This window comes from Micromonospora chaiyaphumensis (assembly GCF_900091435.1).
In the GTDB taxonomy this organism is placed as follows: domain Bacteria; phylum Actinomycetota; class Actinomycetes; order Mycobacteriales; family Micromonosporaceae; genus Micromonospora; species Micromonospora chaiyaphumensis.
In genome coordinates, this window is record NZ_FMCS01000007.1 from 220933 (window position 1) to 241284 (window position 20352).

General features: G+C 75.2%; 23 protein-coding genes. 12 read left to right on the forward strand and 11 right to left on the reverse strand.

What is annotated here, in order from left to right:
* The first annotated feature begins 25 nt into the window (after positions 1-25).
* Together GA0070214_RS20335 and GA0070214_RS20340 are read left to right on the forward strand one after the other, a co-directional pair.
* Positions 26-352 carry a hypothetical protein gene (locus GA0070214_RS20335; protein WP_091266184.1) on the forward strand — a complete coding sequence of 109 codons (327 nt, stop codon included), beginning with the start codon at positions 26-28 and terminating at the stop codon, positions 350-352.
* Positions 353-446: 94 nt separating this feature from the next.
* Complete coding sequence (locus GA0070214_RS20340; RefSeq protein ID WP_091266187.1) at positions 447-1244, forward strand: alpha/beta fold hydrolase; 798 nt, start codon at positions 447-449, stop codon at positions 1242-1244.
* A 7-nt stretch (positions 1245-1251) separates the two neighbouring features.
* Here the strand turns inward: GA0070214_RS20340 and GA0070214_RS20345 are convergent, their stop codons facing one another.
* Positions 1252-1476: a hypothetical protein gene (locus GA0070214_RS20345; protein WP_091266651.1), complete on the reverse strand. Its 225-nt coding sequence runs from the start codon at positions 1474-1476 to the stop codon at positions 1252-1254.
* Positions 1477-1615: 139 nt separating this feature from the next.
* Here GA0070214_RS20345 and GA0070214_RS20350 point away from each other — a divergent pair, with 139 nt between their 5' ends.
* Entirely contained in the window at positions 1616-2563 is a 948-nt protein-coding gene (locus GA0070214_RS20350) for a serine/threonine-protein kinase (RefSeq protein WP_091266189.1), read from the forward strand.
* 72 nt (positions 2564-2635) lie between these two features.
* Entirely contained in the window at positions 2636-3064 is a 429-nt protein-coding gene (locus GA0070214_RS20355) for an OsmC family protein (protein ID WP_091266193.1), read from the forward strand.
* A 4-nt stretch (positions 3065-3068) separates the two neighbouring features.
* Here GA0070214_RS20355 and GA0070214_RS20360 read toward each other — a convergent pair whose 3' ends face one another.
* The gene (locus GA0070214_RS20360; RefSeq protein ID WP_244167775.1) at positions 3069-4019 is read right to left on the reverse strand and encodes an endonuclease/exonuclease/phosphatase family protein; all 951 of its coding nucleotides are present in this window, start codon (positions 4017-4019) and stop codon (positions 3069-3071) included.
* A gap of 331 nt (positions 4020-4350) precedes the next feature.
* Here GA0070214_RS20360 and GA0070214_RS20365 point away from each other — a divergent pair, with 331 nt between their 5' ends.
* Positions 4351-5187: a hypothetical protein gene (locus GA0070214_RS20365; protein ID WP_244167776.1), complete on the forward strand. Its 837-nt coding sequence runs from the start codon at positions 4351-4353 to the stop codon at positions 5185-5187.
* 8 nt (positions 5188-5195) lie between these two features.
* On the opposite strand, the gene GA0070214_RS20370 is transcribed toward GA0070214_RS20365, so the two are convergent.
* From GA0070214_RS20370 to GA0070214_RS20390, 5 genes are all read right to left on the reverse strand, one after another.
* Positions 5196-5681, reverse strand: coding sequence for an ATP synthase subunit B family protein (locus GA0070214_RS20370; protein ID WP_091266196.1), 486 nt, complete (start codon positions 5679-5681; stop codon positions 5196-5198).
* Between the two features lie 120 nt (positions 5682-5801).
* Positions 5802-6248, reverse strand: coding sequence for a response regulator (locus GA0070214_RS20375; RefSeq protein WP_091266200.1), 447 nt, complete (start codon positions 6246-6248; stop codon positions 5802-5804).
* 72 nt (positions 6249-6320) lie between these two features.
* A complete protein-coding gene (locus tag GA0070214_RS20380) occupies positions 6321-6668 on the reverse strand; it encodes an STAS domain-containing protein (RefSeq protein WP_091266203.1) in 348 nt (115 codons plus the stop codon).
* 87 nt (positions 6669-6755) lie between these two features.
* A complete protein-coding gene (locus GA0070214_RS20385; RefSeq protein ID WP_091266207.1) occupies positions 6756-7805 on the reverse strand; it encodes a cobalamin B12-binding domain-containing protein in 1050 nt (349 codons plus the stop codon).
* The gene (locus tag GA0070214_RS20390) at positions 7802-9604 is read right to left on the reverse strand and encodes a PP2C family protein-serine/threonine phosphatase (RefSeq protein ID WP_091266211.1); all 1803 of its coding nucleotides are present in this window, start codon (positions 9602-9604) and stop codon (positions 7802-7804) included. The genes GA0070214_RS20385 and GA0070214_RS20390 overlap by 4 nt, the downstream gene beginning before the upstream one ends.
* A 207-nt stretch (positions 9605-9811) precedes the next feature.
* On the opposite strand from GA0070214_RS20390, the gene GA0070214_RS20395 reads away from it, so the two are divergent.
* Together GA0070214_RS20395 and GA0070214_RS20400 are read left to right on the forward strand one after the other, a co-directional pair.
* Positions 9812-10207: an STAS domain-containing protein gene (locus GA0070214_RS20395; RefSeq protein WP_208602836.1), complete on the forward strand. Its 396-nt coding sequence runs from the start codon at positions 9812-9814 to the stop codon at positions 10205-10207.
* A 46-nt stretch (positions 10208-10253) separates the two neighbouring features.
* A complete protein-coding gene (locus GA0070214_RS20400; protein WP_091266217.1) occupies positions 10254-10601 on the forward strand; it encodes an STAS domain-containing protein in 348 nt (115 codons plus the stop codon).
* 64 nt (positions 10602-10665) lie between these two features.
* Here GA0070214_RS20400 and GA0070214_RS20405 read toward each other — a convergent pair whose 3' ends face one another.
* A complete protein-coding gene (locus GA0070214_RS20405) occupies positions 10666-10980 on the reverse strand; it encodes a hypothetical protein (protein WP_091266220.1) in 315 nt (104 codons plus the stop codon).
* A 184-nt stretch (positions 10981-11164) separates the two neighbouring features.
* On the opposite strand from GA0070214_RS20405, the gene GA0070214_RS20410 reads away from it, so the two are divergent.
* The 3 genes from GA0070214_RS20410 to GA0070214_RS20420 all read left to right on the forward strand — a co-directional run bounded on the left by GA0070214_RS20410 (position 11165) and on the right by GA0070214_RS20420 (position 14166).
* Positions 11165-12136, forward strand: a complete 972-nt coding sequence (locus GA0070214_RS20410; RefSeq protein WP_091266223.1) for a DUF2267 domain-containing protein — start codon at positions 11165-11167, stop codon at positions 12134-12136.
* Positions 12137-12207: 71 nt separating this feature from the next.
* Positions 12208-12999 carry a spermidine synthase gene (locus GA0070214_RS20415; RefSeq protein ID WP_139141879.1) on the forward strand — a complete coding sequence of 264 codons (792 nt, stop codon included), beginning with the start codon at positions 12208-12210 and terminating at the stop codon, positions 12997-12999.
* A 42-nt stretch (positions 13000-13041) separates the two neighbouring features.
* Complete coding sequence (locus GA0070214_RS20420; protein ID WP_091266228.1) at positions 13042-14166, forward strand: AI-2E family transporter; 1125 nt, start codon at positions 13042-13044, stop codon at positions 14164-14166.
* Between the two features lie 11 nt (positions 14167-14177).
* On the opposite strand, the gene GA0070214_RS20425 is transcribed toward GA0070214_RS20420, so the two are convergent.
* A complete protein-coding gene (locus tag GA0070214_RS20425) occupies positions 14178-15476 on the reverse strand; it encodes an NAD(P)/FAD-dependent oxidoreductase (protein WP_091266231.1) in 1299 nt (432 codons plus the stop codon).
* 42 nt (positions 15477-15518) lie between these two features.
* Positions 15519-17666, reverse strand: a complete 2148-nt coding sequence (locus GA0070214_RS32850; protein ID WP_091266234.1) for an amylo-alpha-1,6-glucosidase — start codon at positions 17664-17666, stop codon at positions 15519-15521.
* Between the two features lie 222 nt (positions 17667-17888).
* Here GA0070214_RS32850 and GA0070214_RS31910 point away from each other — a divergent pair, with 222 nt between their 5' ends.
* Positions 17889-18047, forward strand: coding sequence for a hypothetical protein (locus GA0070214_RS31910; protein WP_167364302.1), 159 nt, complete (start codon positions 17889-17891; stop codon positions 18045-18047).
* A gap of 51 nt (positions 18048-18098) precedes the next feature.
* Here the strand turns inward: GA0070214_RS31910 and GA0070214_RS20435 are convergent, their stop codons facing one another.
* On the reverse strand, positions 18099-18632 hold the full coding sequence (locus GA0070214_RS20435) for a GNAT family N-acetyltransferase (RefSeq protein ID WP_244167777.1): 534 nt from the start codon (positions 18630-18632) through the stop codon (positions 18099-18101).
* A 356-nt stretch (positions 18633-18988) separates the two neighbouring features.
* On the opposite strand from GA0070214_RS20435, the gene GA0070214_RS20440 reads away from it, so the two are divergent.
* Positions 18989-20224 carry an MFS transporter gene (locus GA0070214_RS20440; RefSeq protein ID WP_091266239.1) on the forward strand — a complete coding sequence of 412 codons (1236 nt, stop codon included), beginning with the start codon at positions 18989-18991 and terminating at the stop codon, positions 20222-20224.
* Positions 20225-20352 lie beyond the last annotated feature (128 nt).

A 20352-nucleotide genomic window follows, 5' to 3' on the forward strand; every position in this document is an offset into this window, starting at 1 on the left:
CTGGAGTCGTCGCAGGGCGGTCCGCGTGGCGGTCTCCGATCGTACGGCGCTTCCGGCGGCCCGCCGCGCGGTGGCGCGCCGCCTGGCCGGGCTGCGCACGGTCGACCTGGAGCTGGCGCGGGCGCACCGGGCCGCCGGCCGGCCGGTGCCGGTGGGTCCACTCCTGCGCGACCTGGTGGCGGTGTCGCTGGGCGCGGCCGAGGCGACCGGCGGGCTCGTGGACCCGACGGTCGGTGCGGCCCGGCTGCGCCGGTCGGTGATCCCCTTCCCCAGCCGGCTACCCGGTGGTAACTTGCCGGCATGTCCATCGACGGTCGTCCCGCCGGCCGGCTGGCCGGCAAGGTGGTGCTGATGACCGGGGCGGCCCGGGGCATCGGCGAGCACACCGCCCGGCTCGCCGCCGCCCGGCGCGCGCGGCTGGCGCTGGTCGGGCTGGAGACGCCGCGATGACCGTTCCCGTGGAGGTGGTCTTCGAGCGGCGCGGGGCCGGGACGCCCCTGGTGCTGCTGCACGGCATCGGGCACCACTGGGCCGCCTGGTCACCGGTGCTCGACCGGCTCGCCGAGGCACACGACGTGATCGCCGTCGACCTGCCCGGGTTCGGCCGCTCGCCGGTGCCCGCCGCCGGCCTGCCCGCCGACATGCCGGGTCTGGTGACCGGGATCGTCGAGCTGTTCGCCGCGCTCGGCCTGGAGCGCCCGCACGTGGCGGGCAACAGCCTCGGCGGCGCCATCGCCCTCGAACTGGCCGCTTCCGGCGCGGTCTCCTCCGCCACCGCCCTCTCCCCCGCCGGTTTCTGCACCCCGCGGGAGCTGCGCTGGGCGCTCACCGTGCTCAGCCTGCACCGCAACGCCGCGCGGCTGCCCGAGCCCGTGCTGCGCACGCTGTTCGCCAACCCGGCGCTGCGGACCCTCGCGCTGGGCATGATCCTGGCCCGGCCGAACCGGATGGCGCTGGCCGAGGCGCTGGCGGACGCGCGGGCGCTGCGCGACGCGCAGGCCTTCCGCGCGGTGGCCCGGGCCGGCCGGCGTTACGCGTTCGCCGGCGCGCCGGCCGTGCCGGTGACGGTCGCCTGGGGCACCCGGGACCGGATCCTGCCCTACCGGCAGGCGGCGCTGGCGCGCACGCGGCTGCCGGCGGCCCGGCACCTGGACCTGGCCGGCTGCGGGCACGTGCCGATGCACGACGACCCGGAGCTGGTCGCCTCGGTCATCCTCGGCACCACCGGCGCGCGGGAGACCTGACCGGGGCTCACTCGGTGTCGCCGAACGGGTAGGTGCGCACGTACCGCATCGTCCAGTCGCTCCCGTCGTGGTGGCGGTCGCGCTCGTAGAGGTGATCGGCCTCGCCGCCGGGCGGCCGGTCCGGGTGGCGCAGGATCCACCGCGGCGGGGGCGCCCCGTCCGGCTCGGCGGGCAGTTCCCGGACCAGGTCGTCGGCCGGTCCGCCGACGAACCGCACGCGCACCAGAGCCACGGTCACCCTCCGTCTCGCCGCCGACACGTTCCCCTGTTCGCGAAGCTACCCCGCCCGAGGGTGGGAACCCCTGCGGTTTGCCCTGCTCGGGGGGCGGGTAGCGAGACCGGAGGGACCGGACGAGGGCGAGGAGTGGTCGATGAGGACGCTGGGCGGGCGGTACGAGCTCGAACGGCGCGTCGGCATCGGCGGGATGTCCGAGGTGTGGCGGGCTCACGACCTCGTGCTCGACCGGACCGTCGCGGTGAAGCTGATCTCGCCGGGCCTGGACGGGGAGGCCACCTCGGTGGAGCGGATCCGGGGCGAGGCCCGCTCGGCGGCCCGGCTCGTGCACCCGAACGTGGCCAGCGTGCACGACTTCGGCACCGCCGCGCTGCCCGACGGGCGCGCGGTGCCGTACATCGTCATGGAGCTGGCCGAGGGCGAGACCCTCGCCGCCCACCTGCGCCGCGGCCGGCTGGACTGGCGGATCGCGGTGCGGGTCTGCGCCGAGGTGAGCGCCGCGCTGGCCGCCGCGCACGCGCACGGCATCGTGCACCGGGACGTGAAGCCGGCGAACGTGATCCTCACCCCGGCCGGGGTGAAGGTGCTCGACTTCGGAATCGCCACCCCGGCCGGCGCACCCGACCACACCCCGGACGGGATCGTGGTGGGCACGCCCGCGTACCTGGCGCCGGAGCAGCTCGACCGGCAGCCGGCCACCCCGGCGGCCGACATGTACGCCCTCGGCGTGCTCCTCTACTACTGCCTGACCGGCCGGCTCCCGTACGCGGCCGACAGCACCACCCAGCTGCTCGGCTCGGGGCGGCGCCGGCCACCCGAGCCGCTGCCCGACATCGACGGGTTGCCGGGCGAGGTGGCCGACCTGTGCCGGCGCTGCCTCGCCACCGATCCGGCCGCCCGGCCGAGCAGCCTGATGGCCGCGCTGCTGCTCGCCGAGGTGGTCGACGCCAGGGTCTACGTGCCGATGGTCGCGACGCTGCCCCGCCAGCGCGACGCCGCCGTGTCGGCGTGGACCGACCGGGCGGCCGCCGAGGCGACCGAGGCGTTCGCCGTCGAGGCGCAGCCGACCGGCCCGGCCCGCTGACGCGCCTGCTCACGCACGGTTTCGCCGGCCGGGGGCCGGGTAGCCGGGCGGGTGAGTGACGGGAGGAACGCGATGCCGGATCCGAGTTCCTGGCTGGCCGAGACGGCCACGGCGACCGCCGCGGGCGGTCACGTACGCACCGACGACGGCGGTCTCTCCTCCGCCCTGGCGTCCCCGTTGGCGCCGCACTGCACCGGACTGACGCCCGAGCAGCTCCTGGCCGCCGCGTTCGCCTCCTGCCTGCACCACGCGGCGGTGGAGGCGGCCGGCGAGATCACCGACGAGGCGCACACCGTCGAGGTGACCGCGGCGGCGAAGCTGGGCCGCGACGACGACGGCCGGTACCGCGCCGACGTGCACGCCGAGATCTCCTCGGCCGGTCTCACCCGGGACCAGTTGGCCGACCTGGTCGCGCACGCCGACCGGCTCTGGCCGTTCTCCAGCGGCGACAACAGCCGGCACCGGCTGACCGTCACCCCGGCGGAGAACGGCCGGCACTGACCGCTCACCAGCGGAAACCGGCGGTCACCGCGCGGTGGTCGCTGTCCGGGGTGTGCACGACCCCGGCCGTGGTGGGGGTGAGCCCGCGGTAGAGGACGTGGTCCGGGCGGGTCACCGGAAGCTCCGCGGGCCAGGTGAAGCCGAAGCCCTGCCCGGCCTCGGCCTGGGCGTCGCCGAGCAGGCGGGTGAGCGGCCCGAAGACCCGGTCGGTGGTGGCGGTGTTCAGATCGCCGAGCACCACCAGCCGTGGCGCGTCGTCGGCCCGGACGGTCGCGGCGAGGGCGGTGAGGGTCTCGTCCCGGGTGGCGGTGTGCCCGGCCCGGGCCGAGCCGAGGTGGACCACGTACACCACCAGGTCGCCCTGCGGGGTGACGACCACGGCCCGCAGCGCCCGCTCCCAACCGAGGCCGGTGTCCACGCCGTGCGCCTCGCGGATCGGCCAGCGGCTCCACAGCGCGACGGTGGAGACCGCGGCCCGGTGCCGGTAGCGCCCGCCCAGAGCGGCGGCGACGCGCTCGCCGTCGTCGACCTCCTGGAGCCCGATGAGATCCGGGGCGGCGTCGGCGAGGGCGCCGACCGTGGCGGCCGGGTCGGGATTGCCGGAGCGCAGGTTCTGGCTGGCCACCCGCAGTGACGTGGCGCCCGCGCCCGATGCCGGGCGCAGCCAGGCGCCGCCGTAGAGCACCGCCCAGACCAGCGCCGGCAGCAGGACCACGAGCAGGGCCCGGCGGGACCGGCGCAGCAGCGCCGCGAGCGCGAGCAGGGGTACGCCGAGCCCGAGCAGTGGGGTGGCGCTGTCGACGAGGCTGCCCAGGCCGTGCACGTTGGGCACCGCCCGGTGGCCGACCATCAGCACGGCGAGCAGAATCGCGCACACGCCGACGACCAGCCCGCGCCGGCCCGCGCGGCCGGCGGGTTCTCCGGCGGCCCGCTCATCGACCATCTGCTCCGTCACCGTCCGCATCGTATCGAGCGCCGGAGGCTCCGGTGACGGTGATCCGGGTACGTCCGCTCGTTCGCCGCGTGGCCCCTCCGGGCGACGAGTGGACGCCCAGGTGACGGGCCCGCCCCTCGGCCGAACGGAGGAGGTGGGGCGGAACCGCCGAGAAGAGGATCACGCGCGTGTTCTGGGACGGACTTTCCGACATGAACGGAAAATGCGAATCGCGCGGATGATCGAATTCGTGTTGTACCGAGCGTAATGTGCGGGCGGATCATGGCAAATTGTGGCGCATGCCACCAACCACCCCGATGGCAAGCGCCGGGAAGCTTTCTAGCCTCGGCGGGTGCATGCCGATCACCCCGACACGCAGCAGCCGAGCGACACGCCACGCGTTCGCCGTACGATCGACCCGGCCTCGGCCGAACGGACGATCGGGCGGCACCGGGCCCCGGAGCCGGCCCGGCGCGGACCGGTCCGCTCCACTCCCGCCCGCATCGCCGTCGCCACCGGCGTGACCTGCTGCCTCGGCCTGATCGGCGTGGTCGGCGCACGGGAGACCGGCCAGCACCACGAACCGGTCCGTGAGGTGCTCGCCGACCGGGCGGCCACCGAGCAGCGGGCCTCCCGGGACTTCGAGCGGGCCGCCCCGCCGGTCGCCGTGCCGGTCACCCCCATCCCCGCCGCCACGCCGAGCCCGACGCCCACGAAGAAGAAGGCGCCCAAGAAGCCCGTCCGGCCGAAGCACCCCCGGCCCGTCGCCGGGCTGGACCAGCGGCAGATGGACAACGCCAAGGCCATCGTCGACACCGGCCTGACCATGAAGATGCCCCGCCGGGCGCTCGTGGTGGCCGTGGCCACCGCCATGCAGGAGAGCAACCTCTACAACCTGGCCAGCGACGTGCTCCCCGAGTCGTTCGACTACCCGCACCAGGGCAGCGGCTCCGACCACGACTCGGTCGGCCTGTTCCAGCAGCGGCCCAGCAGCGGCTGGGGCACCGTCGCCGAGTGCATGCGCCCGGCGTACGCGGCCCGCGCCTTCTTCACCGCGCTGAACGAGGTGCCCGGGTGGATCGAGATGAGCCTCACGGCAGCCGCCCAGGCGGTGCAGGTCTCCGCGTTCCCCGACGCGTACGCGAAGCACGAGGACCGGGCCACCACCGTGGTGGCGGCGCTGGTCTGAGCCGGCGCTCAGGCGGCGCTGCGCTCGGCGGTACCGCCGGGTGGCACGCCCGCGGCGGCGGTCGGCGTGTCCGGGGGCACGGTGTCGCCGCGTACCCCGGCGAGGATCTCGTCGACGCGGGCCTCGCGCCGACGGCGGGCCAGCAGCGCCGCCTCGAAGTCCCGGCGCGCCCGGACCGCATCGGCGTAGGCCTGCTCGCGCACCCGGCGGGCCTCCTCGCGCGCGGCCTCCAGCTCGCCCCGGGCCTCGGCCAGCAGCCGGGCGGCCTCGCGCTCGGCGGCCGTGCCGGTGGCCGTGTCGCCGTCCACGGCGGCCGTCCGGCGGCGCAGGAAGTCGCAGAGGTGGGTCGCGTCCTCCCGGATCAGGTCCCACTCGCGGCCGGCGCCGGCGCTCTCCGCGCGTGCCGCGAGCCGGACCAACCGGATTCCCAGCTCATCCAGGCAGGAGTCCACCTGCCGCTGGTCGTAACCGGTCTCAACCACGGAGAACCTCATGCTGTGTCGCCCCCCAGGCAGCTGGTGTCACGTCCCCACCTGACGATCCTGGGCGCCCACGGCCACGGCCGCGGCGGTTCCCGCAAAATGTTCAGCATCCGGACGCCCGGACGAAACCGGTCAGGGGTGCTTGGGGAGCACGACCACCCGGCCGAAGAACTCGTCGATGCGGCGCACCACGTCGTTGAAGTCGTCCAGGTCGATCGGCTTCGTCACGTACGCGTTGGCCTGGAGGGTGTAGCTGCCGAGGATGTCCGTGTCGGCGTTGGAGGTGGTCAGCACGACGATCGGGATGGTGCGCAGGTCCTCGTCCCGCTTGACCTCGCCGAGCACCTGGCGCCCGTCCATGCGCGGCATGTTCAGGTCGAGCAGGATGACGTCGGGCCGCCGGGCCTCGGTGTGCCGGCCCTCGCGGCGGAGGAACTCCATCGCCTCCTGGCCGTCGTTGACCACGTCGATGACCTTCTCGACGTCCGAGTCCTCGAGCGCCTCCTCGATCATCAGGACGTCGCCCGGGTCGTCGTCCACCACCAGGATGCGAACGGGGCTCGGGGTGCCATGACCCATGGGACTACCTGCTTCGTCTCGGAGGTGGAGCGCCGACGGCGAGGTCGACTGCTGGCGGGGAAATCTATCCGATCAGGAGGCGGCCGGAGTGGCCGGGTCGGCCGGCTCCGCCTCGTGGCGCAGCACCTCGGCCAGCCCGGTCACCTGGAGCACCCGGGCCACCCGCCCGGTCGCTCCGGTTATCCGCAACCAGCCGCCGTCGGCGGCGGCGAGGTTGTCGCCGCGGACGAACGCGGCGATGCCGGTCGAGTCGCAGAAGGTCAGCTCGGTGAGGTCCAGCAGCAGCTCACGGTGCCCCTCGGCGAACAGCCGGTCGATGGCCGCGTTGAGTTCGGGCGCGGTGCTCAGGTCGAGCTCACCCGCGAGCCGGAGGCGGGCCGGACCGCCGTCCCGCTGGCCGTGCGTGACGGTGAAGGTCACCGTGGCCCCTCTCGATCCCACCGCAGGCCGACCCTTGCAGTGCAGCAAGTATAAGCAGGTCCGCCCGCCGCGCCCGCACCCCGACGGTCACCGTTCCGGCACGGCGGACAGCCCGCCGACCAGCGCACGGGCCCGGTCGAGGAACCGCCCGGCCCGGGGGAAGTCGTGCAGCCGCTGTCCATAGTGGTCGAGGGTGAGGGCGACCGCGCCGGCCGGGACCCGGCGGCTCACGAGGATCGCCACCAGCCACTCGACGAACTCGGTGAAGAGGGTCTCGTCGTCGACGTAGAGGGCGGCGGCGAGGAAGTCGACGATGTAGCCGAGGTCGCTGACGGTCGAGTCGAGCTGCGCCGGGGTGTAGTGGCGCACCCCGGGCACCCGCTCCCGCAGGTCGGCCAGGGCGCTGTCGATCAGCTCACCGCGCCGCTTGGCCAGGCTCGCGTACTCGTCGTCGGCGAGGTGGTCGAGCCGGGCGGGCGGCACCGCGCGCAGTGCCCGCTCGTCGGCGACCAGGTCGGCGGCGGTCGGCGCGTCCGGCGCCCAGGGCACGCCGAGCACCCGGGCCCAGCGGCCGTCGCCACCGAAGCCGCGCCCACCCACCACCACCGGCACGTCGGAGCGCCGGCACGCCTCGATCATGCGGTGCGCGTGGGGCAGCCGCATCGGCAGCGCGCAGGCGAGGGCGACCGCGTGCGCGTCGTACCGGTGCAGGTAGGACACCAGGTGGGCGGCGGGCACGCTCGCCCCGAGGAAGGTGATCTGCCAGCCGCGCAGCCGCAGGACCTCGGCCACCAGCCGGGCGGGCAGCGCGTGCCACTCGCCGTCCATGCAGGCGACCACGATCCGGCCGCGGGTGGGGCGGGGATCGGCGTACGCTGCCACGGCCGCCACCACCCGCTCGCTGATGTGGGTGGCGGCGTGCTCCTGGGCCACGCTCCACTCGTCGCGCGCCCACCGCTCCCCCACCTCGGCCTGGGCCGGGGCGACCAGATCGAGCAGCACCCGCTCGGCCGGCACGCCGGACTCCAGCAGCCCGCGGGCCACCTCGACGGCGGCGTGCTCGTCGGCCTCGGCGAGGCACTCCAGGTAGCCGGGGAAGGCCTGGGCCGGGTGGGCCTCGGTGGTCGTGGCGGTCACGCGTCGGTCTCCCTCGTTCGGTCGGTGCCGACCGGCCCGGGCACCGCGTGCAGGTGGCGGCCCGGGCGGCCCGGGGTCGTCGCCCGCAACGCGAGCACCGCGATGTCGTCGTGGTCGCCGTGGCCGAGCCAGTCGCAGGTCACCTGCTCGACCCGCTCGGCCAGCGCCGGGGCCGGCATCCGGTGGCAGCCGGTCACCGCGTGCAGCAGCCGCTCGGCGCCGAACTGCTCCTCGCCCCGCCGGCCGCCGCGCGCCTCGGTCACCCCGTCGCTGTAGAGCAGGCAGGTCTCACCCGGGGCCAGGTGCACGGTGACCTCGCCGATCCGGGGATCCGGCACCACGCCGATCAGCATCCCGCTCAGCGGCACGACCTCCACCTCGCCGGAGGCCAGCAGCACCAGGGGCGGGAGGTGACCGCCGCCGGCCATGGTCAGGGTGAGCCCGCCGTCGCGGTGGGGGCGCACCACGCCCAGCACCATGGTGGCGAACCGGCCCTGCCCGTGCGCCTGGGTGGTTTCCAGCAACGCGTCGTTGAGCAGCTTCAGCAGCCGCGCCGGCTGCGACTCGACCCGGTGCAGCGCGTGCAGGCACTGGCGGAGCTGGCCGGTGAACACGGCCGCCTCCACGCCCTTGCCCGAGACGTCGCCGAGGAAGAAGACCGAGCCGCCGTCGACGAGCCGGTGCGAGCCGTAGAAGTCGCCGCCGATCCGCAGCCCGGCCTGCGCCGGCCGGTAGGCGGTGCCCCACTGCACGCCCTGGGCCGCCGCCGGCTCGACGGGCAGGAGACTCGCCTGGAGGGTGTCGGCCACCTCGGCCTGGTCGCGGTAGAGCAGGGCGGTGGTGAGCGCGGCGCCGGCCCGGGCAGCGAAGGCGCGGACCAGGTCGAGGTCGGCCTCGTCGTGCCAGCGGCCGGCCCGGCGGGCGACCAGCAGCACCCCGGCCGGGGCCTCCCGGCCGGGCAGCGGCACCACCCGGGCGGTGGCGCCGGCCTCGTCGAGCCCGGGCAGCCAGCCCGCCTCGACGGCCTGCTCGACCAGCCAGTCCAGGGCGTGCGGCTCGGCGCCGCCGAGCCCCTCCTCGATCGCCGACGGCAGCGCCGCGGCGGCGAGCACGCCGCTGTCCACGGCCGGCGACGGCTCCAGGTCGCGGCGCGGCGTCAGACGCGCCGAGCTGAAGTTGTCGCCCGCATCGTCGTCCGCGCGCACCGCCCGCCACCACCGGGCCCGGCCGGAGCGCGGGGCCAGCACCAGCACGGCGACGTCGGCCACGGTCGGCACGGCCAGCCGGACCACCGCGGCGGCGGCGCGGTCGGGATGCAGGGGGTTGCCGAGCTTCTCGCCGACCACGGCGAGGAACGCCGAGCGGGCCCGCTCGGCGAGCAGCGCGTCGGCGCGGCTGACGCTCTCGGTGACGTCCTCGACGTACCAGCAGCGACGACCGGCGGAGAGCGGGACCCGGCGCAGCCGCAGTCGCCGGCCGTGATGGGTGAACTCGCCCGGGTCGTCGCCACCGAGCGCGGCAACGCCCGCCGCGGCGAGGACCTCGCCGGGCACCACCTCGGGGACCAGCCGCTCGGCCACCGGGCTGAGATGCCGCACCACCCCGTCGGCGTCGCAGACGATCAGACCCTCGCGGAAGTGCTCCACCACCTCCGACCAGCCGGGGGTGGCCGGGCCGCGGTCCGGGGCCAGGGGCGGCAGCGCCGGCTCGGGCGGGGACCACGCCCGAGCCCGTTGGGCACCCGGCGTGGAGATCCGTCCGTCGCCCGGGTCAGCACCCCTGACGTCGGCAGCAGTCACCAGCTGAGCCCCACTCCTTGTCGATACCCGCGGTCCACCGGCAGCGGCGCGTATGGTCAAATCTCTCCGCCCACCCTACGCCGGTGTACCGGTACCGCCACCTCACGGCCGACGGCCCGGCCTGCGGACGCGCCACCCGGCAGGCCCGTACCGGGCTTGTTACGATCCGGGAACGACCCGGCCCGGCCGGCAGCGCGGAGAGGCGTGATGGTGGCATCCCGACGGAGAACGCCCGAGGCGACACCGCTCACCATCTCCGTGGACCGCTCCGATCCGGGGGTGCCGGTCATCCGGATCGGCGGTGATCTCGCCTTCGCCACGGCCACCCCGCTGCGCACCGAGGTCGACCGGCTGCTGGCCGGGGCCCCGCGGACGCTCGTGCTCGACTTCCGCGACCTGATCTTCATCGACAGCACCGGCCTGTCGGTGATCGTGCACGCCTGGCGGCACGGCCAGCAGAGCGGGACCGCCATCCAACTCTGGGAGACGCCCCGCTTCCTGGCGACCATCCTCGACATGACCGGTGTGGCCGGCCTGCTGACCCGGCCGCAGCCCGACGGCCGGTCCGACCGGCCCGTACCGGGCTCGTCCGCCCTTGCCTGAGCACCCCGGGGTTTCCCGGACCGGTCCGAGCTGGAAACATGGCCGTATGCCCGCGCAGCTGTTGACCATCGAGGTGGACCGGCTCGACGCCGGCCGTGCCCGCCTTCGGCTGACCGGCGAGCTGGATTTCGCCACCGCGCCGGAGCTCGTCGCCGCCGCGGCCGAACTGCGCCGCGACGGCTGCCACGAGCTGTTGCTCGACTTCGCCGGGGTGGCGCTCTGCGACTCCTCCGGCCTCAGCGCCCTGGTGGTCATCCACCGGGCCGGCGCGGGTCCGGTGCGGCTGGACGCCGTGGGCCCGCAGGTGCGGCAGCTCCTCGACCGCACGGGGCTGGCCGAGCTGCTCGCCGTCCCGCCGCCCGGGGAGACCGGGGCCACCCGCGAGGCCGGCTGACCGGCCGGAAACGGGAGGTGGCCCCCGGCCCTGGGACCAGGGGCCGGGGGCCGGGGAGGGTGGCTCAGGCGGCGGGCGTGGCCTGCAGGCGCGGGCCGGACTCGCGCAGCTCCCCCACCGTGGGCGACGCCGCGTCCTCCGGCGTGCCGGAATCAGGCGTCTGGAACAGGTAACGGACGAACTCCCCACCCGCCTCGTTGTCGTCGGCTCCCGGCCACTGCCCCACACAGTCGACGCCGACGACCTCACGTCCGGTGCCGTCGATCTCCTCCAGCAGCGCCCAGAGGGTCACCGGGTAGCTGCGGGTGCCACCCGGGTCGACCTGCCACCGGGCGTACCAGCCGGGCCGGGCGGGGACGATCTCCACGATCCGTTTCATGACGACCTGCCCTTCCGCGTGCGTCGGAAGTTCTTCCGGTCCACCACGATCGTGCGGCCCCCCGGGGTGACCGGTCCTCACCCGCAGCGAGTGAAGCGGCCGGTTCGCCGGCAGCCGTTTCCTTCCCGGCAGCGCCGGGAAGGCGACCGGCGCAAGCGCAACCGACCAGGAACGAGGTGCGACGATGCGCAAGCAGATGGAGGGCGACAACCAGCGCCGCCGGGCCCTGGCCCGGGACGCCCGGGGACGCGGCCAGCTCCCCAGCCGGACCGGCGCCAGCCTGAGCGCGTCCAAGCAGATCACCTCGCTGGACCGGCGCGAGCGGTCCGGCCCGCCGCCGGCCGGCCGGCGCAAGCCGGACACGACGCGCGGCGGTCCCGCGCCGCCGCCCGCGGCCGTGGCGGAACGCCCGCGCCCGCTGCCCGACGAGCGACCGCCCCCGGTGACCACGCTGGGCTACCGGGATCTCGTCGGCGACGTGAGCCGGCGGGCGGGCGTCGACTTCTTCACCGCCAAGGTGGCGGCGGAGGCGACCGTGCTCGCGCTGGCCGGGGCGCTCGACGAGGCCGAGCGGGAACGGCTGCTCGAGGCCGTGCCGGTGAAGCTGCACGACGTGGTGCCGGTGGAGGGCATCGAGCGCCGGCGCGACCTGCCCGGCTTCCTCGACGAGGTGGGCCGGCACAGCCGCCTCACCCCGGAGCAGGCCCGCTACCAGGCGCAGGCCACCCTGGCCGCGCTCGCCGACGCGGACGGCGAGCTGGTCGAGTCGCTGCGCGTACCGGACGGGTTGCGGGACCTGCTCGCGCCGCCGGTGGCCGGCGGCGGCCTGGTGGGCGCCACGTCCGCGACCGCCCCGCTGGACGAGCAGGAGCTGCGCGACGCGCTCGCCCAGCTGCCGTACTGGTCCAGCGACCGGCAGTCCCTGGTGCGCACCATCGAGCTGCCGACCGGCAACCTGGACCGGGTGCTCGACCGGCTCGACCAGCTCCGGGCTGAGGCCGGGCGCGGCCCGCAGATCGGCCGGCCCGACGCGGACAGCGCCGTGCTCACGGTGCGCAGCCAGCAGGTCGACGGGGTGACGGCGTCGGACGTGGACCTGGCGAGGCGGGTCGACGACGCGATCGACGAGGCCGGCGCCGGGATGGCCACGGGCTGAGCCACGCACGGTCGCGGGCCGGTGGGCGTCCCGCCCGCCGGCCCGCCGTGCCCCGGGTAGCGTTGCCGGCCGTGGAGAGCGACGCCGAGGCCCTGGAGATCGTCGTGGACCCGGCCCGACCCAGCGGCCGGACGCTGCTCGCCGCCGGGGTCGAGCAGTCCTACGTCGACGTCGCGGATCCCCGCCACCTGCACTTCGAGTACGTGCGGCGGATGGCGGCCGTGGTCGACCTGGCCGCACCGCCGCGCCTGCCGCTGGCGGCCCTGCACCTGGGCGGCGGGGCGCTCACCCTGCCGCGCTGGCTGGCCGCCACCCGCCCCGGCTCCCCGCAGCGCGTGATCGAGCGGGACCCGGCGGTGGTCGACCTTGTCCGCCGCGAGCTGCCCCTGGTGCCGGCCGAGGTGGCCGTCGAGATCGGCGACGCCCGGGACGCGGTGACCGCCGCCCCGGCCGGGGCGTACGACGTGGTGCTCGCCGACGTCTACCGGGCGGCCCGGATGCCCCGGCACGTGACCAGCGTCGAGTTCGCCGCCGCGGTGGCCCGGGTGCTGCGCCCGGACGGCGTCCTCCTGGTCAACGTCACCGACCTGCCGCCGCTGGTGCACACCCGGACCCAGGTGGCCACGCTGCGGGCGGTCTTCGCCGACGTCTGCCTGGTCGCCGACCGGCGGATGCTGCGCGGCCGGCGGTACGGCAACCTGGTGCTCGCCGCCGCCACCCGCCCCGAGCGCCTGCCGGTACGCCGGCTCGTCGCCCGCGCCGCCGGCGATCCGGTGCCCGGCGGCGTGCTGCACGGGGCGACCCTCGACGCGTTCGTCGCCGGCACCCTGCCGGCCACCGACGCCAGCCTCGCCGAGCGCTGACCGGCGGGGTTTCCGCTGGTCCGGGGCGGGTAGCCGCGCCGGATGAGCAACGCCGACGACCGGTACACCGCCCGCCGGGCGCTCATCGTGATCGGTCTGGTGCTCGCCACGCTGATCGGGCTCGGGCTGATCTGGGCGACCCGGCGGGTGCTCGTGTGGGGCCTGGTCGCGGCGTTCCTGGCGGTGGCGCTGAAACCCCTTGTCGACCGGGTGGAACGGCGGCTCGTGCGGCACCGGGCGCTGGCCACCCTGCTGGTCTTCCTCGGCACCTTCGTGCTGCTCGCCGCGCTGGGGACGGTCATCGTGCTGCCGCTCGTGGACGAGGTGGGCCGGTTCGCCGACCGGGCCCCCGAGCTGCTCCGCGAGGCGCGGGCCGGGCGGGGGCCGGTGGGCGAGGTGTTGAACCGCTTCCACCTGCGCCGGTACGCCGACGCCCACGCCGACCAGCTCCAGCGCTACGGCGCCCGGCTCGGCCAGCCGGCCGTCGGGGTGGTCCGGGGCGTGCTGGAGATCGTCGCCGGGGTCCTGACCGTGGTGGTGCTGGCGTACCTCATGGTGCTGGAGGCTCCGAAGATCATCGCGGGGACGCTCAAGCTGGTCGGCGACGGCGCGGCGGTGCGGCTCCGGCGCATCGGGCAGGACTCCTCCCGGATCATCACCGGCTACCTCAGCGGCAACCTGCTGATCAGCGTGATCTGCGGTGGCCTGACCTTCGCCGTGCTCTTCGTCGTCGGGGTGCCGTTCGCCGGGGTGATCGCCCTGGTGGTCGCGCTGACCGACCTGGTGCCGCTGGTGGGTGCCACCATCGGGGCGATCGTCGCGGCCGGCGCCGGGTTCCTGCACTCCCCCACGGCGGGCGTGGTGGTGCTGGTCTTCTTCGTGGTCTACCAGCAGGTCGAGAACCACCTGCTGCAACCGGTCATCATGGCCCGCGCGGTCCGGCTGAACCCGCTGACCGTGCTGGTCAGCGTGCTGCTCGCCGCCGAGCTGGCCGGCCTGGTGGGCGCCCTGCTGGCCATCCCCGCGGCCGGGATCGGGCAGGTCCTGCTGCGCGAGTTCGCCCGCACCGGCCGCCAGGCCCTGCCGGTGCCGGCCGCCGCCGGCCCGGACGCGGCGGCCGGCGGTCGGGGCCCCACGGAGGAGAGCCCGCCGCCGGCCGGCGGTTGAGTCCGGTCGGATCAGCCGCGGCGCACCACCTCGGGCGACTCGCTCTCCAGCGGCACGGCGTTCGCCGGGACCAGGCCGAGCTGCACGGCGGGCCGGGACAGGGTGGCGTCGAGCAGCCAGTCCGCGCCGACCCGGGCCCGGTTGCTCGGCATGGCGTACAGGTGGTAGCCGCGGGTGACCGCCTTGGCCGGCAGGCCGGCGAGCGGCACGTGCAGCGGGTTGGCCGCCGCCTCCTTGCCGCCCAGGTCGACCACCCAGCCCAGGTCGCGATGCTTGTACGACTTGCGGGTGCCCTGCCCGTACGAGGCGGCGATGTTGTGCGCCGCGAGCTTGCCCTGCCGCTGCGCGTGCTGGGCGGTCATGGCGCAGACCTGCCCGGGGCGGGTCGGATCGGGCACGGCCGCCGCGTCGCCGCAGGCGAACACCTCCGGGTAGCCGGGGACGTTGAGGTACTCGTCCACCACGAGGCGGCCCTTCTCGGTGCGCAGCCCCAGCTCGGCCACGAACGGGTCGGGGCGCACCCCGACGCACCAGACCAGGCTGCACGTCGGCACGTACTCCCCGTCGGTCAGCAGCACCCCGTCCGGGGTGGCCTCGGAGACCGAGGTGCCCATCCGCACGTCGACCCCGCGCCGGCGCAGCACCCGGTCGGCCGTGACGGACAGCCGCTGGTCCAGCTCGGGCAGCACGCGCGGAGCCACGTCCAGCAGCATCCAGCGGGGACGCACCTTGAGGTGGGGCCGCTGAGCCATCAGCCGGTCCGTGAAGAGCTGGCCGTGCGCGGCTACCTCGGTGCCCGTGTAGCCCGCGCCGACCACCACGAAGGTGGTCCGGGACCGCTGCTCGGCCGGGTCCTCGGCCAGCTCGGCCAGCTCGATCTGACGGACCACGTGGTCGTGGAGGTAGACCGCCTCGGGCAGGCCGCGGAAGCCGTGCGCGTACTCGGTCACCCCGGGGATCGGCAACAGCTTGTTGACGCTGCCGACGGAGAGCACCAGGCGGTCGTACGCGAGCTGGCCGTGGTCCCCCTCCGCGGAGCGGTAGCCGACCCAGCGGTTCTGCAGGTCGACCCGGTCCGCCTCGCCGATGACCACCCGGACGCCGTCGAGGGTGCCGGCGAGCGGCACGGAGATCCGGGTGGGCTCGACCACCCCGGCGGCGACCTCGGGCAGCAGCGGCAGGTAGAGGAAGTAGTCGGTCGTGTTCAGCAGGACGATCTCGGCCCGCTTGCCGGCCCGCCGGCTCAAGGCCTTCGCCGCGTGGTATCCGGCGAAACCGGCCCCCACGATCACCACACGAGGTTTCGTCATGCCTGCTGCCGTTCCCGTCGAGGACCCCGACAAACGTGGCCGTCAGTCCGCGGAGAGCCGCACGTACCCCTTGCGGCCCACCGCCTCGAGGTCCCAGGACTGCCCGAAGGCCCGCAACCGGTCGACGGCGATCCGGCCGATCTCGGGCGGGACGTCGGGGTCGAGGACGAGGCGGCCGTCGACCGGGTTGAGGTTGAGCATCGCGCGGGCCAGGGCCAGCGGAGTGGCGCTCGCCCAGGCCTGCGGGCTGCACGCGGTCGGGTACGGCACGGCGAAGAGCAGCCGCTCGCGCGGGTAGCCGCTGAGCGCCTCGGGGAGCCGGTAGTTGAACTGCTCCGCCACCTCGATCAGCGCCAGGCTGATCCGGTTGGCCTCGGCCCGGTACCCGTACCGGGTCAGCCCGAGGACGGCGAGCGAGTTGTCGTGTGGCCACACCGTGCCGTGGTGGTAGCCGAGCGAGTCGAACAGCGCATCCTCGCGCGACAGGGTGCGGATTCCCCAGCCGGAGAAGGAGTCCTCCGCCATCAGCTGCCGCACCACCCGGTCCGCCCGCTCCGGTGGCACGATGCCGCTCCAGAGCAGGTGGCCCATGTTCGACGTCTTCGAGTCGATCCGGTTCTTGTCGCCGTCCAGGCCGACGGCGTAGAAACCACCCCGCTCCTCGATCCAGAAATCGCGGTTGAACCGGTCGTAGAGCCGAGCGGCGTCCGCGCGCAGCCGGCGGGCCAGGGCCGGGTCGTCCAGGGGGCCGTCGGCGAGCTCGGCGAGCCGCAGCTTCGCGTCGTAGCCGTAGCCCTGGATGTCGGAGGTGGCGATCGGCAGCACCGGGATCCGGCCGTCGTGGAAGACGACGCCGTTCGGCGAGTCCCGCCAGCACTGGTTCCCCAGGCCCTCCGGCGAGCGGGTGGCGTACTCGACGTAGCCGTCGCCGTCCCGGTCCCCGTAGTGGTCCATCCAGTGGAGGGCGGCCATCGCGTTGTCCCGCAGGCTCCGCACGAGGTCGTCGTCCCGGGTCCACCGCCAGTACTCGGACAGGAGGATCAGCCAGAGCTGGGTGGCGTCGGCGGTGCCGTAGTACGGGCCGTACGGCTTCAGCCCGGTCCGGGTCAGCTCCCCGCTGCGGACCTCGTGCAGGATCTTGCCCGGCTCCTCGTCGGTGAAGTCGTCACAACAGTCGCCCTGCAACCGGGCCAGGGCGAGTAGCGCGCCGCGCGCCAGGCTCGGACCGGCGACCAGTGTGTGGTAGGCGGTGAGCAGGGTGTCCCGGCCGAAGACGCTGAGGAACCAGGGCAGTCCGGCGCCGGGCAGCATAATGCGCTGCCCCTTGACCTCCAGCTCCAGCCGGAGCGCGGCGATGTCCTGCCCGGTCCGGAGCATGGTCCGCTCCAGCGCCTGACTGTCGCTGTGCAGCCGGGCCCGCTCGGCCATCCAGTGGCGGAACGGGTCGGGTACCCACCCGTGGATCACGTCCGCGATGTCGCCCCGGACCGACTCGACCACCCCCAGGCCCGGCGGCAGCGGCACGTCCAGGTCGACGAACCACTCCTCCCGTTGGTGCAGCTCCAGCTCCCACACCAGCTCGTCGCCCTCGACCCGGTCCGCGGGCCGCGAGGAGCAGACCCGGGTCTCGGCGGAGAAGCCCTCGGCCGCGTACGTGAAGCAGAGCTGGTCTGGCGTGTGCCGGCGGGTGATCTGCGCGGAGCGGTCCCGGACCCCGGACTTGACCTCGAAGAGGTCGGCGAAGTCGGCGGCCGCCGCCAGGCGCAGCTCGATGCGGACCGGTTCGGGCTGGTAGGACACCAGTTCCACCCGCTCGTGGAAACCGTCGCCGATGTAGCGCAGCCGCCGGAACCCGAGGCCGTTCGCCGGGAGGCCGGGCAACTCGGGGCTGGCGAGCGCGAACTGGGCCGAGTAGTGCTGGAGGATCTCCGAGCGGAGCACGAGCAGGCGCTGGCCGTTCACCGTGAGCACCCACCCGCTGAGCAGCCGCGTGTCCAGGTGGACCAGACCACCGATGCTGCCGGCCGGCACGTCGCCGGACGGCTCCGAGTACATGAAGGTGGGGCCGTTCAGGACGGCGATGGATTCGGCGCCCAGCTCGGGCGGGATGGATCGCTGGTCCCCGCTCTCGCGGGCGGGGGCAAGCACGCCCGGCGTCGGGTCGGCCGGAGTCGGACGCACGACAGCCATGCGCCGACGGTAGGAGGAGTGCGGGCGAGGGTGGCATCACCCGTTCCGGATGAATCGCCAGGTGTTCTTCGGCGTCCGGGCCGTGGACCGGGCGAGGCACCGCGGCCCGGTGGCGTTCCAGCTGACCGCCCCGCTCACCCGGACCGGGCGGGGCCGCCTCACCCGGCCGCGACGGAGTCTGGTGGGAACGCGAGAGTCGATCCCGACAGAGGGGAGCCCGCGATGAGCATCCTGCCGTCCGACCGACGTGAGGCCCACTACCGGCAGCAGAGTGGCCGCCCGCAGCTCACGCCCCGGCAGCGCCGGCGCGTCGAGCAGAAGGAGGCGAAGCGGCAGCGCCTGACCGGGCAGCGCCCGCAGGATCGGGGGCCCGGCCGCTGAGGTCCGGCGACGCCGGTGGCGGCCGCCGTTCCGGCGGTCGCCACCGCGCCGTCAGCCCAGCTCTGGTGCGGGGGCGGTGATCGCCCAGCGCTCGTGGTCCCGCCAGGCGCCGTCGATGAACAGGTAGTCCGGCGAGAAGCCCTCCAACCGGAAACCGAGCCGCTGGGCCAGCCGCTTCGACGGCTCGTTGCCCGGTTGGATGTTCGCCTCCAGCCGGTGCAGCCCGAGCACCGTGAACGCGTGCTCGATCACCAGCCGGACCCCGGCCGAGGCGTGCCCGGTGCCGGCGTACGGCAGGAAGGCGGCGTAGCCGAGGTAGCCGCCGCGCAGCGCGCCCAGGACGATGCCGCTGATGTTCGCGTACCCGGCGATCGCTCCGGTGGCCCGGTCGCAGAGCAGGTACCCGGAACTGTCCCGCCCCCGGATCTTGCGCAGGTAGGCCGCGTACCGCTCGGCGTCGTCCGGCGCGGAGAGCCACGGATGGTGCAGGTCGCGGCTGCGCCGGGCGGCGGCGACGAACTCCGCCTCGTCGGTGGGGCGGGGACGGCGGATCGCGACGCGCCCGTCGCTGCGCAGGTACCTCACGGTGATCCACTCTCGGTCACCCGCCCGTCCGCTGTCCAACCGGGGTCGCGCCGCGCGAGGAGAAGCCCTAGCGTGGCATCCGAGGACGGGAGGTCGATCATGAGGACTGCTCCACTCGGCACGGTGCTGGTTCCCGCTTCGCCGCTGGGCCACCCGGTGTCCTGACCGGCGCGGCACCGCCGCCCGACCCGACACCGCCACCCTCGCCGCGAAGCGATCCGGTGATCCGCCCTGCGCGGATCCCGACGTCCCGGCGTGCCCCGCACGCCACCACCATCGCTTCCGAGGGAGTTCCTCGTGTTTCCGGACGACCCGTCCGGGCGCCGCAGCGTGCCCGGACCACGCACCCCTGCCCGGTGGCCGGCAGGACGGCCACCCTTCCCGCCGACCGGCTCGGCCCCGACTTCCACCGGCTCTGGACGGCCTCGGCCGTCGCCAACCTCGGCGACGGCGTCACCCTGGTGGCCGCGCCCCTACTGGTCGCCTCGCTCACCCCGGACCCGGCGGCGGTGGCCGCCGCGGCGTTCGCCCCGCAGCTGCCGTGGCTGCTCCTCGCCCTGGTCAGCGGGGCGCTCGTGGACCGGCTCGACCGCCGCCGGCTGATCGTCGCGGTCAACGTGGGCCGGGCCCTGGTGCTCGCCGCGCTGGCCGGGGCCGTGCTCGCCGGCGTGGCCACCGTGCCGCTGGTCTGCCTCGCCTTCTTCCTCACCGGTGTCGGCGAGACCCTCGCCGACACGGCCGCCGGGGCGCTCCTGCCGTCGGTGGTGCCCGCCGACCGCCTGGAGCAGGCCAACAGCCGGCTCTCCGCCACCTTCGTGATCGGCAACCAGTTCGTGGCCAAGCCGTTCGGGGCGTACCTCTTCGTGGTGGCCGCGGCACTGCCGTTCGGGTTCGACGCGGCCACCTTCGGGCTGGCCGCGCTGCTGCTGGCGCTGCTTCGCTGGCGGCCGGCGCCGCCCGCGGCGCCGCCGGCGCCGGCGGATCCGCGCCGGTCGCTGCGCGCCGAGGTGGTGGAAGGCGTACGGGCGCTCTGGGCCGTGCCGGTGCTGCGCACCCTGGCCGGCTGCATCGCCGTCATGAATGTGGCGTTCTGCGCCGCGTTCGCCGCCTTCGTGCTCTACGCCCGGCAGCGGCTCGGCCTCGCCGAGGTCGGGTACGGCCTGCTGCTGACCGCCTCGGCCGTCGGCGGGCTGGCCGGCAGCGCGCTGGCCACCCGGCTGCGGTCCCGGTTCGGCACGCCTGCGCTGCTGCGGGCCGGGCTGCTCGTCGAGATCGGGCTCCAGCTCGTGCTGGCCGGCACGCGGCAGCCGGTGGTCGCCGGTGCCGCGCTCGCCGTGTGGGGCGGGCACGCCATGGTCTGGGGCGTACTCGTGGTGTCGCTGCGGCAGCGGCTCGTGCCGGACCGGCTGCGCGGCCGGGTGACCAGCGTCTACGCCCTGGCCGATCTGGGCGGGGCGGCGCTGGGCACGGTCGCGGGCGGGGTCCTGGCCCGGGCGGCCGGCAGCCTCCTGGCGCCGTTCTGGCTGGCCGCGGGGGCGCTCACGGTGCTCACGGTGCTGGCCTGGCGCCGGCTGGGCGACACCGCCGGCTGACCTGCCGGGCGCCGGTGGGGAGACCGCCGCGTTCTCCCCACCGGCGTCCCCCAACCGCCTCCTCTCGGTCACCTTGCCGTCACGTCGGCGTAGCCGCGGCGACCGATGCCTCGACCAGCGTGGTGTCG